This window comes from Agromyces mariniharenae (assembly GCF_008122505.1).
GTDB classification, from domain to species: domain Bacteria; phylum Actinomycetota; class Actinomycetes; order Actinomycetales; family Microbacteriaceae; genus Agromyces; species Agromyces mariniharenae.
This window is the reverse complement of record NZ_VSSB01000001.1, coordinates 1,371,035-1,383,341: the sequence shown is the minus strand read 5'-3', so window position 1 is coordinate 1,383,341 and position 12,307 is coordinate 1,371,035. Positions and strand designations below refer to the sequence as shown.

General features: G+C 72.1%; 14 protein-coding genes. 8 read left to right on the top strand and 6 right to left on the bottom strand.

The genetic code is table 11. From position 1 onward, the window contains the following. Positions 1 to 2 precede the first annotated feature (2 nt). From FYC51_RS06320 to FYC51_RS06310, 3 genes are read left to right on the top strand one after another with little or no spacing between them, the layout of a single operon-like run. Positions 3 to 941 (top strand): ABC transporter permease, encoded by a 939-nt coding sequence (locus FYC51_RS06320; protein ID WP_238476350.1) that lies wholly within the window; start codon positions 3 to 5, stop codon positions 939 to 941. Continuing rightward, on the top strand, positions 938 to 1,795 hold the full coding sequence (locus FYC51_RS06315; protein WP_148732766.1) for an ABC transporter permease: 858 nt from the start codon (positions 938 to 940) through the stop codon (positions 1,793 to 1,795). Before FYC51_RS06320 ends, FYC51_RS06315 begins: the two co-directional genes overlap by 4 nt. Then, positions 1,792 to 3,531, top strand: coding sequence for a dipeptide ABC transporter ATP-binding protein (locus tag FYC51_RS06310; RefSeq protein WP_148732765.1), 1,740 nt, complete (start codon positions 1,792 to 1,794; stop codon positions 3,529 to 3,531). Before FYC51_RS06315 ends, FYC51_RS06310 begins: the two co-directional genes overlap by 4 nt. Before the next feature lie 3 nt (positions 3,532 to 3,534). Here FYC51_RS06310 and FYC51_RS06305 read toward each other — a convergent pair whose 3' ends face one another. After that, positions 3,535 to 3,897: a hypothetical protein gene (locus FYC51_RS06305; RefSeq protein ID WP_148732764.1), complete on the bottom strand. Its 363-nt coding sequence runs from the start codon at positions 3,895 to 3,897 to the stop codon at positions 3,535 to 3,537. A 145-nt stretch (positions 3,898 to 4,042) separates the two neighbouring features. On the opposite strand from FYC51_RS06305, the gene FYC51_RS06300 reads away from it, so the two are divergent. Continuing rightward, entirely contained in the window at positions 4,043 to 4,474 is a 432-nt protein-coding gene (locus FYC51_RS06300) for a hypothetical protein (RefSeq protein ID WP_148732763.1), read from the top strand. A gap of 78 nt (positions 4,475 to 4,552) precedes the next feature. Here FYC51_RS06300 and ku read toward each other — a convergent pair whose 3' ends face one another. Further along, the gene (ku, locus tag FYC51_RS06295; protein WP_148732762.1) at positions 4,553 to 5,503 is read right to left on the bottom strand and encodes a non-homologous end joining protein Ku; all 951 of its coding nucleotides are present in this window, start codon (positions 5,501 to 5,503) and stop codon (positions 4,553 to 4,555) included. Positions 5,504 to 5,585: 82 nt separating this feature from the next. Here ku and FYC51_RS06290 point away from each other — a divergent pair, with 82 nt between their 5' ends. Together FYC51_RS06290 and FYC51_RS06285 are read left to right on the top strand one after the other, a co-directional pair. After that, positions 5,586 to 8,135, top strand: coding sequence for an ATP-dependent DNA ligase (locus tag FYC51_RS06290; protein ID WP_274379478.1), 2,550 nt, complete (start codon positions 5,586 to 5,588; stop codon positions 8,133 to 8,135). Between the two features lie 33 nt (positions 8,136 to 8,168). Beyond that, entirely contained in the window at positions 8,169 to 8,510 is a 342-nt protein-coding gene (locus FYC51_RS06285; protein ID WP_148732761.1) for a DUF7882 family protein, read from the top strand. A gap of 75 nt (positions 8,511 to 8,585) precedes the next feature. Here FYC51_RS06285 and FYC51_RS06280 read toward each other — a convergent pair whose 3' ends face one another. The 3 genes from FYC51_RS06280 to FYC51_RS06270 are packed head-to-tail and all read right to left on the bottom strand — an operon-like array spanning position 8,586 to position 10,757. Further along, positions 8,586 to 9,563, bottom strand: coding sequence for a DNA topoisomerase IB (locus FYC51_RS06280; protein WP_148732760.1), 978 nt, complete (start codon positions 9,561 to 9,563; stop codon positions 8,586 to 8,588). Positions 9,564 to 9,570: 7 nt separating this feature from the next. After that, positions 9,571 to 9,837 (bottom strand): DUF7218 family protein, encoded by a 267-nt coding sequence (locus FYC51_RS06275; protein ID WP_148732759.1) that lies wholly within the window; start codon positions 9,835 to 9,837, stop codon positions 9,571 to 9,573. Positions 9,838 to 9,875: 38 nt separating this feature from the next. Further along, positions 9,876 to 10,757 carry an SDR family oxidoreductase gene (locus tag FYC51_RS06270; protein ID WP_187432517.1) on the bottom strand — a complete coding sequence of 294 codons (882 nt, stop codon included), beginning with the start codon at positions 10,755 to 10,757 and terminating at the stop codon, positions 9,876 to 9,878. A 267-nt stretch (positions 10,758 to 11,024) separates the two neighbouring features. Here FYC51_RS06270 and FYC51_RS19165 point away from each other — a divergent pair, with 267 nt between their 5' ends. Further along, complete coding sequence (locus FYC51_RS19165) at positions 11,025 to 11,189, top strand: hypothetical protein (protein ID WP_187432516.1); 165 nt, start codon at positions 11,025 to 11,027, stop codon at positions 11,187 to 11,189. 143 nt (positions 11,190 to 11,332) lie between these two features. Further along, complete coding sequence (locus tag FYC51_RS06265) at positions 11,333 to 11,725, top strand: DUF7882 family protein (RefSeq protein ID WP_238476238.1); 393 nt, start codon at positions 11,333 to 11,335, stop codon at positions 11,723 to 11,725. Positions 11,726 to 11,771: 46 nt separating this feature from the next. On the opposite strand, the gene FYC51_RS06260 is transcribed toward FYC51_RS06265, so the two are convergent. Next, a complete protein-coding gene (locus tag FYC51_RS06260; RefSeq protein ID WP_148732757.1) occupies positions 11,772 to 12,257 on the bottom strand; it encodes an SRPBCC family protein in 486 nt (161 codons plus the stop codon). Between the last annotated feature and the right edge of the window lie 50 nt (positions 12,258 to 12,307).

Below are 12,307 nucleotides of genomic sequence, written 5' to 3'. Positions count from 1 at the left end.
GGGTGGCCGGCAAGCTCGGCGCCCTCGCCCTCACGCTGTTCCTCGCGTCGCTGCTCGTGTTCTTCTCCCGGTTCCTGGTTCCCGGCGACCCCGTGAGCTTCCTCCTGCGTGGACGCAAGCCGAGTCCCGAGGCCGTGGCGCAGGTCACCGAGCAGTACGGACTCGACCTGCCGCCGTGGCAGCAGTACCTGAACTGGGTCACCGGCATGCTGCAGGGCGACTTCGGGCGGTCGCTGCAGTACCGGCAGGATGTCGCGACGGTCATCGGCGAACGGCTGCCGGTGACCCTCGGGCTCGTGCTCATGGCCGGGCTCATGATCGCCGTCGTCGGGATCGCGGCCGGCGTGGTCGCCGCGCTCAACCGCGGACGCGTGCTGGACCGCGCCGTGCTCATCGGGCTCACGACGCTCGGCGCGATCCCGTCGTTCGTCGGGGCCATCGTGCTCATCGCGGTCTTCGCGGTGCAGCTCGGCTGGTTCCCATCGTTCGGCTCGGGAGAGGGCGGCCTCGACACCGCGTACCACCTCGTGCTGCCGTCGATCGCCCTCGCGATCGTGTTCGTCGTGCTCGTCGGCAAGGTCACCCGCTCGTCGATGGTCGACCAGCTCGACCGCGAGCACGTCGAGGTGGCGACGAGCCGCGGCCTGAAGCGCGCGACCGTCGTGCGCCGCCACGTGCTCCGCAACGCGATCGGCCCGATCCTCACCGTGAGCGGCCTGCTCGTCGCCGGCCTGCTCGTCGCGAGCTCGATCGTCGAGGCGGCCTTCGGGCTCGCCGGCGTCGGCTCGCTGCTCGTGCAGTCGGTCGACCGGCTCGACTTCCCGGTCGTGCAGGCGATCGTCCTCCTGGTCGTCGCGGCGTTCGTGGTCGTGAACGCGATCGTCGACCTCCTCGAACCCTGGATCGACCCGCGATCCGCAGCAGGAGCTGGTGCCCGATGACCACCCCCACCCTCGCCGTCGAGGTGCTGCGCGCCCCGCGCGCCCGACGCGCGAACGCCACCCTCCTCGTGAGCGTCGGCATCGTCGCCGCGATGACGCTCGCCGCGATCCTCGCCCCCTTCATCGCGCCCTACCCGCCCGACCAGGTCGACCTCGGCGCCGTGCACGCCGGCCCGAGCGCCGTGCACTGGCTCGGCACCGACGCCCTCGGCCGCGACCTGCTGAGCCGCCTGATCTTCGGCGCCCGCACCGCGCTGCTCGGTCCGCTCCTCGTCGTGCTGACCTCGACCGTGCTCGGCATCCTGCTCGGCCTCCTCGCCGGATGGCGCGGCGGCTGGCTCGACGCGGTGCTCGGCCGGATCTTCGACGTCGTGTTCGCGTTCCCCTCGCTGCTCATCGCGATCATGGCGGTCGCGCTGTTCGGCAAGGGGCTCGTCGCCCCCGTCATCGCCATGAGCATCGCGTACATGCCGTTCGTGGCCCGGCTCACCCGCTCGCTCGTGACCGCCGAGCGCAGTCGTCCATATGTCGCGGCGTACCGCGTGCAGGGCTTCGGCGGCGGCTGGATCGCGTTCCGTCGCGTGCTCCCGAACGTCACCCCGATCGTCGGCGCGCAGTCGACCCTCAACTTCGGCTACGTGCTCGCCGAGCTTGCCGCCCTCTCGTTCCTCGGGCTCGGCGTGCAGGCGCCGACGGCCGACTGGGGCGCCATGATCAACGAGGCCCAGGCGGGCCTCATCGGCGGCTACTTCCTGCCCGCCCTCGTGCCGGCCGTCGCCGTGGTGGTCGTCGTGGTCGCAGTGAACGTGATCGGCGAGGAACTGTCCGACCGCATCGGAGGTGCCCCCGCATGACGCTCCTCGACATCGACCGACTCACGCTCGACCTGCCCGACGGCACGCGCCTGCTCGACGGCATCTCGCTGAGCGTCGCCCCGGGCGAGACCGTCGGCCTCGTCGGCGAATCGGGCTCGGGCAAGTCGCTCACCGCGCGCTCGGTGCTCGGCCTGTTCCCCGATCGGGCGTCGACGGGCGGATCCGTGCGGCTCGAGGATCGCGAGGTGCTCGGCGCGTCCACACGAGACCTGCTCGACCTGCGCCGTCGCAGCGCCGCGATGGTGTTCCAGGACCCGCGCGCCGGCATCAACCCCATGCGCACGATCGGCGACCACCTCACCGAGGCCACGCGCATCGCCGACCGACGACCGGCCGCCGAGGCGCGCGCCCGCGCGGTCGAGCTGCTCGGCGCCGTGCGGATGCCGCGCCCCGAGGAGCACCTGTCGCAGCATCCGCACGAGCTGTCGGGCGGCATGCTCCAGCGGGTCATGATCGCCGGCGCCCTCATGAGCTCACCGTCGCTCCTCATCTGCGACGAGCCGACGACCGCGCTCGACGTCACGACGCAGGCCGAGATCATCGCGGTGCTCGCCGAGCAGCGGGCGAGCCGCGGCATGGGCATGCTCTTCATCACGCACGACCTGACCCTCGCCGCCTCGCTCTGCGACCGCATCGTGGTCATGAGCAAGGGCAGGGTCGAGGAGCGCGGCGACGCCCGGAGCGTGCTGCGCGATCCGCAGGCGGAGTACACGAAGCGGCTCGTCGCGGCGACGCCGACCATCGCCCTCCGTGGGTCGAGCAGCGGCGAAGCCGCGTCTCGAGACCCAGAGCCCGCGACGCCGACGGATGCCGCGACAGCGACGGATGCCGCGGCCGGCACGTCGCCCGCCGCCGACGCCGCGCCCGCGGCATCCGCTGCCCCCGAGCCGATGCTCGTCGTGACCTCGCTCGCGAAGACCTACCATCCGCGGGGACGCGCGCCGGTGCACGCCGTCGCGGATGCGTCGATCTCGATCCCGCGCGGCGGGGCGCTCGGCGTGGTGGGGGAGTCGGGCTCGGGCAAGTCGACGCTCGCGCGCATGATCGTCGGCCTCGAGCAGGCCGACGCCGGCGACATCCTGGTCGACGGACGCGAGCGCACCGCCGCGCCGCGCACGCGGGCCGAGCGACTGGCGCACGCCCGATCGGTGCAGATGGTGTTCCAGGACCCGTACCTCTCACTCGACCCGAGGGTCACCGCGGGCCGCGCAATCGAGGACGCGCTCAAGCTGCACGCTCGACTGTCGACCGCCGACGCCCGTGCCCGGGTGCTCGACCTGCTCGAGCAGGTCGGCCTCGACGCCCGTCACGCGAATGCCCGGCCGAAGACCCTGTCGGGCGGCCAGCGCCAGCGGGTCGCGATCGCCCGCGCGCTCGCCATCGAGCCCGACCTGCTCGTGATGGACGAGGCGACGAGCGCGCTCGACGTCTCGGTGCAGGCGCAGGTGCTCGATCTCGTCGCGCGCATCCGCCGGGCGCGCGGCCTCACCGTGCTGTTCATCAGCCACGACCTCGCGGTCGTTCGGCGGGTGTGCGACGAGACCGTGGTGATGCAGCGCGGCGAGATCGTCGAGCGCGGGCGCACGTCCGAGCTGCTCGACGCACCGCGGCATCCGTACACCCGGCTGCTGCTCGACTCGGTGCCGCGGCCCGCGTGGGACGAGCCGGCCGTCGCCGGGGCCGAGGCGGCAGCCGACGAACGCGTGCTCGCCTGACCGCTACTCGAGGTTGTCGACGGGCGTCGTGTCGTCGAGCGGGTCGCCCTCGCTCGCGCTCGTGACCTCGGAGCCGTCGCGGCCCGAGCGAGCGAGCGGCCCGTCCTCGACCTCCTCGCGCTCGAGGTCGACGTCGCCGGCGTCGTCGGGGCCGCCCGTGCCCGGCACTGCGCGGATCCGACCGGCGTCGAGATCGTCGTCGAGCCCGTCGGGGAGCGGATCGCGCTGCTTCGCGGCGGTCTCCTGCTCGCTTGCGGGGCTGTAGCTCACGTCCTTGCGCGTCTGTCCGGTGTCGTCCAGTGCCCCCCGGTCGCCGGGGCCGGCGTCGGGATTGCGACCGGAACCGGTCTCGTCTGCCGTGCTCATGCCGCGAGCGTAGGTCGACGGATGCCGCGCCGGCAGGCCCTTGACAGGTGCTCGCGGCACGCCTCCATGCCGACGCATGCAACCCGTCGGCTGTCGGAGGGTCGTCGCTAGGCTGGACGACACCACGATCAGGGGGATTGCAACCATGCAACGAATCATGACGTCCGCAGCGCTGGTCTTCGCCGGCGCGCTGCTGCTGGCCGGCTGCACCGCCGGTGGAGGCGGCTCCACGACCGCCGCCGCCGACGACCCGTGCCAGGCGGTCGGCTCGGAGGTCCGCGACATCTCGAACGGCGCGCAGAACGTGCTCGCCGCCGGCGGCGACCCGAGCGAGATGCAGGAGTCGCTCGACGGCTACAGCGAGCGGGTCACCGCGCTCGACGAGGAGTACGGCGCCGACACCGGCACCTCCGAGGCGCTGGGCGTGCTCGGCGAGCAGATCGACGCCGCGTCCGAGTTCGCGTCGACGCTCCCGGCCGACCCCGACGCCGAGGTCGACGCGGAGGCGGTGGCCGAGCAGCAGGGCGCGATCTCCGAGGCGGCGACCGAGGTCACCAACTCCTGCGACGCGGGCTGACACCCGCCCCACGCGCACGGCGCGCGGCATCCGCTCATCGGATGCCGCGCGCCGTCGTCGTTGGGCCAGGCCGCGACGTCAGGACGCCGCGGCCTTCTTCGCCGGAGCCTTCTTGGCCGGGGCCTTCTTCTTCGCGCCGTCGCCCGACGACTTGGAGCCGCCCGACGCGGACTTCGACGCCGACTTGGCGCCCGAGCCGCTCTTCGAGCCCGACGAGCCGCCCGACGTCGCGGCATCCGCACCGCCCCGCTTCGACGCGATGGACTGGCGCAGCGCCTCCATGAGGTCGATGACCTCGCCGCCGGCCTCCTCCTCGGGCTGCTCGCCGAAGGTCGCGGCCGTGTCGATCGCGTCGCCCTGCTCGAGCTTCGCCGTGATGAGCGTGCGCAGCTCCTGCTGGTACTCGTCGACGAACTGCGCCGGCTCGAAGTCGGCGACCAGGCTCTCGACGAGCTGCTTCGACAGTTGGAGCTCCTGTGAGGAGATCTTCACCGGCTCGTCGAGCGACGGGAAGGCGGCCTCGCGCACCTCGTCGCTCCAGAGCAGCGTCTGCACCATGAGCACGTCGCCGTAGACGCGCAGCGCGGCCAGCCGGGTCTTCTGCCGCAGCGCCATGCGCACGATCGCGGTGCGGTCGGTCGACTCCAGCGTGCGCCGCAGCAGCACGTACGCCTTGTTCGACGCGGAGTCGGGCTCGAGGTAGTAGCTCTTGTCGAACATGATCGGGTCGATCTGCTCGGTCGGCACGAACTCGACGACCTCGATCTCGCGGCTGCGCTCGGCGGGCAGCGACTTGAGGTCCTCATCGGTGATGATCACCGTGCGCTCGCCGTCGTCGTAGGCCTTGTCGATGTTCTTGTAGTCGACGGGCTTGCCGTCGATCTCGCAGATGCGTTGGTAGCGGATGCGCCCGCCGTCCGCGTCGTGCACCTGGTGCAGTGACACGTCGTGGTCCTCGGTGGCGCTGTACAACTTGACGGGCACATTGACCAGGCCGAATGTGACCGCCCCCTTCCAGACGGCTCGCATGCCTCAAGTACACACCCCCGCCCCGCGCGGGCGGAACCCCCTGCCCTCGCGGTGACTCGCCGCAGTGCGCGAGGATGGACGCGTGGCCGAGGGCACGCGCCAGCTCGTGGAGGTCGACGGTCGGAGGCTCCGGCTGACGAACCTCGACAAGGTCATGTATCCCGAGACGGGCATGACCAAGGGCGAGGTGATCTCCTACTACGCGGAGGTCGCCCCCGTCATGGTGCCGCTCACGGCCGGGCGGCCGGTGACGCGCAAGCGCTGGGTGCAGGGCGTCGGCACCCCGGATGCCCCGGGCCAGGTCTTCTTCGAGAAGAACCTCGCCGAGCATGCGCCCGACTGGGTGCGTCGCGGGGTCATCCAGCACTCCGACGGGCCCAAGACCTACCCGATCGCCGACAACCGGGCGACGCTCGTCTGGCTCGCGCAGCAGGCGTCGCTCGAGGTGCACGTGCCGCAGTGGCGCTTCCGCCCCGACGGCGAACGCGGCAACCCAGACCGCATGGTGTTCGACCTGGATCCCGGCCCGGGCATGGGCCTCGCCGAGTGCGCCGAGGTGGCCCGGCTCGTGCGGGCGATCCTCGACGGGATGTCGCTCGAGGCCTACCCCGTGACGAGCGGCAGCAAGGGCATCCACCTCTACGCCCCGCTCGACGGCGCGCAGAGCTCGGAGCAGATCTCGGCCGTCGCGCACGAGCTGGCCCGCGCCCTCGAGGCCGACCATCCCGAGCTCATCGTGTCGAGCATGCGCAAGACGCTGCGCGAGCGACGGGTGCTCATCGACTGGAGCCAGAACAACCGGAACAAGACGACGATCGCGCCGTATTCGCTGCGCGGACGGTTCCGCCCGACCGTGGCCGCGCCGCGCACGTGGGAGGAGCTCGCGGACCCCGACCTGCGCCACCTCGAGGCGCACGAGGTGCTGGAGCGCGTCGCCGCGGGTATCGATCCGACCGCGCCGCTCGCGGCATCGGGCGGCGGCGCGCATGGCCCGCTCGCCACCTACCTCTCGATGCGCGAGGTCGGGGCGACGCCCGAGCCGATGCCCTCTTCGGCGTGGGGCGCGCCGAGTGAGGGCCTCCCGCGGTTCGTGATCCAGGAGCACCACGCCCGGCGACTGCACTACGACCTGCGGCTCGAGCGCGACGGCGTGCTGAAGAGCTGGGCCGTCCCGAGGGGTATTCCCGAGGGGACCGACCGCAACAACCTCGCCGTGCAGACCGAGGACCACCCGATGGAGTACCTCGTGTTCGAGGGCACGATCCCGACCGGGCAGTACGGCGCCGGGGGCATGACCGTCTGGGACACCGGCACGTACGAGACCGAGAAGTGGCGCGACGAGGAGGTCATCTTCACGCTCACGGGGCGGCCCGGCGGGCCGCTCGGCGAGGTGCGGCTCGCGCTCATCCGCACCGAGGGCGAGGGCGAGAAGTCGCAGTGGCTGCTGCACCGTATGAAGGACCAGCGCGCCGGGCACTGGAGCCCGTCGTCGAAGGCGCGGCACGCGAGCTCGGTCGCAGCGGATGCCACGGACGAAGCGGACGACCCTCCGGGGGTCGACGAGCGTGCGAGCACTCCGGTGATCGAGGAGCACCCGGCGAAGCCGAACGCGTCTCGAAACCCCCTCGCGCGAACGGGTGAGCCTGCTCCTCGCCCCACCGACGGCGTCGAGCCCATCCTGGTCCGCCCGATGCTCGCCACCTCGGGCACGCTCGGCCGCCTGGCGGGGGAGGAGTGGGCCCTCGAGTGGAAGTGGGACGGCATCCGCGTGCTCGCCCGCGCCGACGGCGGCGGCGTGCGACTGCTCAGCCGTCGCGGGAACGACGTCACCGCCACCTACCCCGAGCTCGCGGGGCTGCCGAGGGTGCTGCGCGGCGACGCGCTGGTCGACGGGGAGATCGTCGCGCTCGACGAGCACGGACGCCCCAGCTTCGAGCGGATCCAGCAGCGGATGAACCTGACCCGTCCGCGCGAGATCGAACGGGTCGCGGCATCCGTGCCGGTGCGGCTGCTGCTCTTCGACGTGCTCGAGATCGCCGGCTCGCCCGTGACCCAGCTGCCGTACCGCCGACGGCGTGAGCTGCTCGAGCGGCTGCTTCGACCGCGCGCCGGCGTGCCCGTCGAGGTGCCGGCCGCCGCGACGGGCGAACCCGCCGAGGCGTTCGAGGAGAGCCGCCGACTCGGCCTCGAAGGCCTCGTGGCCAAGCGACCCGACTCGCCGTACCGGCCCGGCGTGCGGTCGGAGGACTGGCAGAAGCTGAAGCTCACGCGCACGCAGGAGGTCGTGATCGGCGGCTACCGCAAGGGCAGCGGCACGCGGACGGGGCACATCCGCTCGCTGCTCGTGGGCATCCCGGGCGACCACGGGCTCGAGTACGCGGGACGGGTCGGCAGCGGCTTCCGCGAAGTGGAGCTCGATCGGCTCCTGCAGCGGCTCGGCGAGCTCGAGCAGCCCGCGCCGCCGTTCCTGGCGGTGCCGGCCATCGACGCGAAGGACGCGGTGTGGGTGCGTCCCGAGCTCGTCGGCGAGATCGAGTTCGGCGAATGGACCCGCACGGGCGTCGCTCGGCACCCGAGGTGGCGCGGCCTCCGCAGCGACAAATCCCCCGATGAGGTCGTGAGGGAAGCGTAATCCGATGGCCCCTCAACGGGGTAGGCTTCGTCGGTGGGCACACTCTACTACGGCGATTCCGGCACCCCCATCGGCATCGAGGACCGCGCGCTGGCGCACCTGAAGTTCGCGATCACGACCAAGCTCCGCCGCGGCGAGAGCTTCACCCTGTCGTGGAAGCATCCCGACGATCAGCCGCGCGGTCGCAGCACCCTCTGGGTGCACCCGACCATCCCCCTGCGCTTCGTGTTCGACGAGCCCGAGACCCCCGAGCTGAGCCGGGAGTGGGTCGAGGACCTGATGCGCTCGGCCAACAGCACGGGCGGCATCCTGCTCGTCGAGGAGCACGTCGACGTGGAGCCCGAGCCCGACCTTCCGCCCGTCATCGCGGCCTGACCGGCCGGGCGGCGGCGTCCGGCGCCGGGCTCCTGTCCCGCCCCGGAGAGCGACCGTCCGAGTTCGGTCGCGCCCTCACGCCTCGTCGACGAGCAGCGCCAGCAGTGCCGTCTCGCGCCCACCACGCAGGCTGATCGTTCGCCCGTGCTCGTATGCGTCCACCACGCGCGGGTCGACGTAGCTCGCCTTCGCGATCGTCGGGGTGTTCCCCAGCACCGTGCTCGCGAACTCGACGGCGTCGCGCACGGCCGTCGCTCGCGCCCGGGCCGTGCCCGCGACGCCGAGCTCGGCGAGCCGGTCAGCCGCAGCGATCGTGCCGCGCAGCGTCCGGAAGTCCTTCGCGGTGAAGTCGCCGCCCGTACGCTCGCGGATGTCGTCGTTCACGTCGGACGCGATCGCGGCGCGCATCCGCCGGCCGTCGAGCCAGGCGTAGAGCCGCGACGCGGGCGAGCGCTCGGCCGAGCGCTCCACGAACGTCGCGAGCGCGGCATCCGTCACCCGGATGTCCTGCGCGACGCCGCCCTTCGCGCGGAACCGGAACCTCACGGTGCCTGCGTCGTCATCGTCGAGCCGCGCGTTGCGCACGAGCAGCGTGGTGAGCCCGCGGCTGCGGAAGCCCGCGAGCGACTCCTCCGATCCGATGCGGATGGCGCCAAGGTCGAGCGTGCGGAACGCGGCGGCGAGCACGCGGTCGCGCGGCAGCTCGGCGAGCGCGAGGTCGCGCCGCACGGTGCGCCGGGCCGCCGGCAGGACCTCGGCCAGCGCCGTCATCCGCAGGAACTTCTCCGCGTCCTGCTGCTCGCGCCAGACCGGGTGATAGAGGTACTGGCGTCGGCCCGCCGCGTCGACGCCCACCGCGAGGATGTGCGCGTTCGGGGCATCCGAGATCCACACGTCCTCCCACGCGGGCGGCACGGCCAGGTCGGCGATGCGAGCGCGCTCGGCGCGTCCGGCCGCACCGCCGTCGGCGTGCACGTAGGCGAACCCGCGGCCGCGCCGCAGCCGGGTGAACCCGGGTGACACGTAGGGCTCGACCCGCCTGAGGCGCGGCATCCGCGGCTCAGTGGTTGCGCAGTGCCGAGATCAGCTCGGACTTGCGCTTGCCGCTGTACCCGGTGAGGCCGAGCTCCTTCGCGCGCTTGCGCAGCTGCTCGACGGTCCAGTCCTCGTAGTCGCCGGCCTTGCCGCCCTTGCGGCCGACCGCGCTGCGACCCCGGTTCGCCGCCGCATTCGAGATGCGCGCGGCCTTCTCCTTCGACGCGCCGTCGTCACGGAGCTCCTCGTAGAGCTCCGGGTCCTTCAGCGATGAGTTCCTGCGACCCGGCATGCGGTCCTCCTTCCTCCTTCTGCGGTCGAGGCACTCGGTCAGAGCGCCCGGCCGCCCGTCACCGGCAGCACGGCGCCCGACACGTACGACGCGTCGTCCGATGCGAGGTACACGTAGGCGCCCGCGAGCTCCGCCGGCTGGCCCGCTCGTCCGAGCGGGGTGTTGTGCCCGAACTCGGGCAGCTTGTCGGGCCATCCCGTCGCGGGGATGAGCGGTGTCCAGATCGGCCCGGGGGCCACGGCGTTCACGCGGATGCCGCGAGGCCCGAGCTCCTCGGCCAGCGCCTTCGTGAACGCGACGAGCGCCGCCTTCGTCATGGCGTAGTCCACGAGCGCGCTCGACGGGTCGAAGCCCTGGATCGACGTGGTGGTGATGATGCTCGAGCCGGCGTCCATGAGCGGCACCGCGGCGCGCGCGAGGAACACGGGGGCGAACAGGTTGACCCGCACCACGGCCTCGAAGTCCGCGGTCGGGATCTCGTCGATGCCGCCCCGGTTCCGCTGGTGCGCCGCGTTCAGCACGAGGAGGTCGAGTCCGCCGAACGCCTGTTCCGTGTGCGCGACCAGGTCCTTGCAGTGCTGCTCGCTGCGCAGGTCACCGGGGAGCAGCAGCGGGTCGCTGCCGGCATCGGTGATCCAGTGCGCGGTCTCCTCCGCGTCGTGCTGCTCGCTCGGCAGGTAGGCGATGGCGACCCGGGCGCCTTCGCGTGCGAAGGCGATGGCGACCGCGCGGCCGATGCCGGAGTCGCCGCCGGTGATGAGCGCGCGTCGGCCGACCAGGCGGCCGCTGCCGCGGTAGCTCTGCTCGCCGTGGTCGGGCTGCGGCGTCATCCGTTCGGTGAGCCCGGGCGGAGCCTGCTCCTGCTTCGGGAACGGATCGGTCGTGTGCTTGGTCGTCGGATCGATCAGTTGCTCGTTCATGACCATGAAGCCCCCTTCGGTCAGGCCTGCCACGCTACGCGGCGCCGACCGAGGCCGCGCGGGGTTGACATCGGGACCCCGGAATCATGGGGATCGCGCCCGCGGATCTAGCACTCCCCTCGAACGGGGGTCAACCCCTAGGCCGGGGTCGCCGCTGACCCCTACCGTCGGAGACACGGACGTACCTGCGTCCGGATGCCCCGCCCGCACCCGTCGGGCGGATCCGCCTCGTCGAACACGGGTGCGGATCACCGTGAAGGAGAGATCATGAACATCCTCGTCGCCGTCATCGCCATCGCCGCCATCATCCTGCTCATCACGGGTGGTGTGGTGCCCACGCTGAACTTCCTGCTGTGGGTCGGAATCGCGCTGCTGATCATCGCGGCCATCGTGTTCCTCGTGCGCTTCATCGGCGGGAACCGGACGGTCTGACCCTGGGATCCCCCCACGGGAACGGGCGACCCCCGTCGCACGCTCCCACCTTCAGACGGCCCCTCGGCACCTCGCGCCGAGGGGCCGTTCTCGTGTCGGAAACACATGGGTCGCGATCCTCGGCGGCGACGTATGCTGTTGCCGTGGGAACGCTGTACTACGGGGATTCAGGCACCCCCATCGGCATCGAGGACCGGGCGCTGGCGCACCTGAAGATCGCCATCACCACCAAGCTCCGCCGAGGCGAGAGCTTCACCCTGTCGTGGCGTCACACCGACGACCAGCCGCGCGGGCGCAGCACGCTGTGGCTGCATCCGTCGATCCCGCTGCGGTTCGTGTTCGACGAACCCGAGGCGCCCGAGCTGAGCCGCGGTTGGATCGAGGACCTCATGCGCTCGGCCAACAGCACGGGCGGCATCCAGCTCGTGCCCGAGCACCTCGACACCGACCCCATCCCCACGTCGGCCGACCAGCCGGTGCAGGTGGGCGTCGACGTGCAGGAGGTCGAGACCGGCACGGAGACGCAGCCCGCCTGACGACGAACGAGGCGCAGCCCACTGGGCTGCGCCTCGTCGTGCCGTGCTACAGGAGGTCGTCGCGCGACGTCTCCACGCCGCCGTGCACCTCGCCCCGCCAGCCGCCCGTGGGGGCGTCGCGGTGCTCGACGAAGTCCTTGAACCGCTTGAGGTCGCGCTTCACCTGCATGTCGTCGAGCTGCAGTGCCGCGCCGACCTTCTCGACGAAGTCCGCGGGCTCCCACTCGATCTCGGCGTCGACCTTCGTGCGGTCGGCGCCCTCGGGCGTGAAGCGCACGCGTCCACGGTGGAGCACCTCGCCGATGCTCGCCCACGCCACGACGCGGTCGGGCTCCTGCTCGACGATCCTGGCGTCGAACTCGCGGCGCACGCCGCCGACCTTCGCAACCCAGTGGGTCAGCGTGTCGTCGAGCTGCGTGACCTCCTCGACGCCGCCGAGGAACTCGGGGAACGCCTCGAACTGGGTCCACTGGTCGTAGGCCACCCGCACGGGCACGTCGACCTCGACCGACGCGTTCAGGGTCGTGCTCATGATCTCCTCCGTTCCGGGCATGTCGTGATGCCCGGGTGCCACCGTAGGCA

Coding starts and splice junctions, on each gene's coding strand:
- FYC51_RS06315 (WP_148732766.1), top strand. CDS start 938: ATGACCACCCCCACCCTCGCCGTCGAGGTGCTGCGCGCCCCGCGCGCC.
- FYC51_RS06310 (WP_148732765.1), top strand. CDS start 1,792: ATGACGCTCCTCGACATCGACCGACTCACGCTCGACCTGCCCGACGGC.
- FYC51_RS06305 (WP_148732764.1), bottom strand. CDS start 3,897: ATGAGCACGGCAGACGAGACCGGTTCCGGTCGCAATCCCGACGCCGGC.
- FYC51_RS06300 (WP_148732763.1), top strand. CDS start 4,043: ATGCAACGAATCATGACGTCCGCAGCGCTGGTCTTCGCCGGCGCGCTG.
- ku (WP_148732762.1), bottom strand. CDS start 5,503: ATGCGAGCCGTCTGGAAGGGGGCGGTCACATTCGGCCTGGTCAATGTG.
- FYC51_RS06280 (WP_148732760.1), bottom strand. CDS start 9,563: ATGCCGCGCCTCAGGCGGGTCGAGCCCTACGTGTCACCCGGGTTCACC.
- FYC51_RS06275 (WP_148732759.1), bottom strand. CDS start 9,837: ATGCCGGGTCGCAGGAACTCATCGCTGAAGGACCCGGAGCTCTACGAG.
- FYC51_RS06270 (WP_187432517.1), bottom strand. CDS start 10,757: ATGAACGAGCAACTGATCGATCCGACGACCAAGCACACGACCGATCCG.
- FYC51_RS19165 (WP_187432516.1), top strand. CDS start 11,025: ATGAACATCCTCGTCGCCGTCATCGCCATCGCCGCCATCATCCTGCTC.
- FYC51_RS06260 (WP_148732757.1), bottom strand. CDS start 12,257: ATGAGCACGACCCTGAACGCGTCGGTCGAGGTCGACGTGCCCGTGCGG.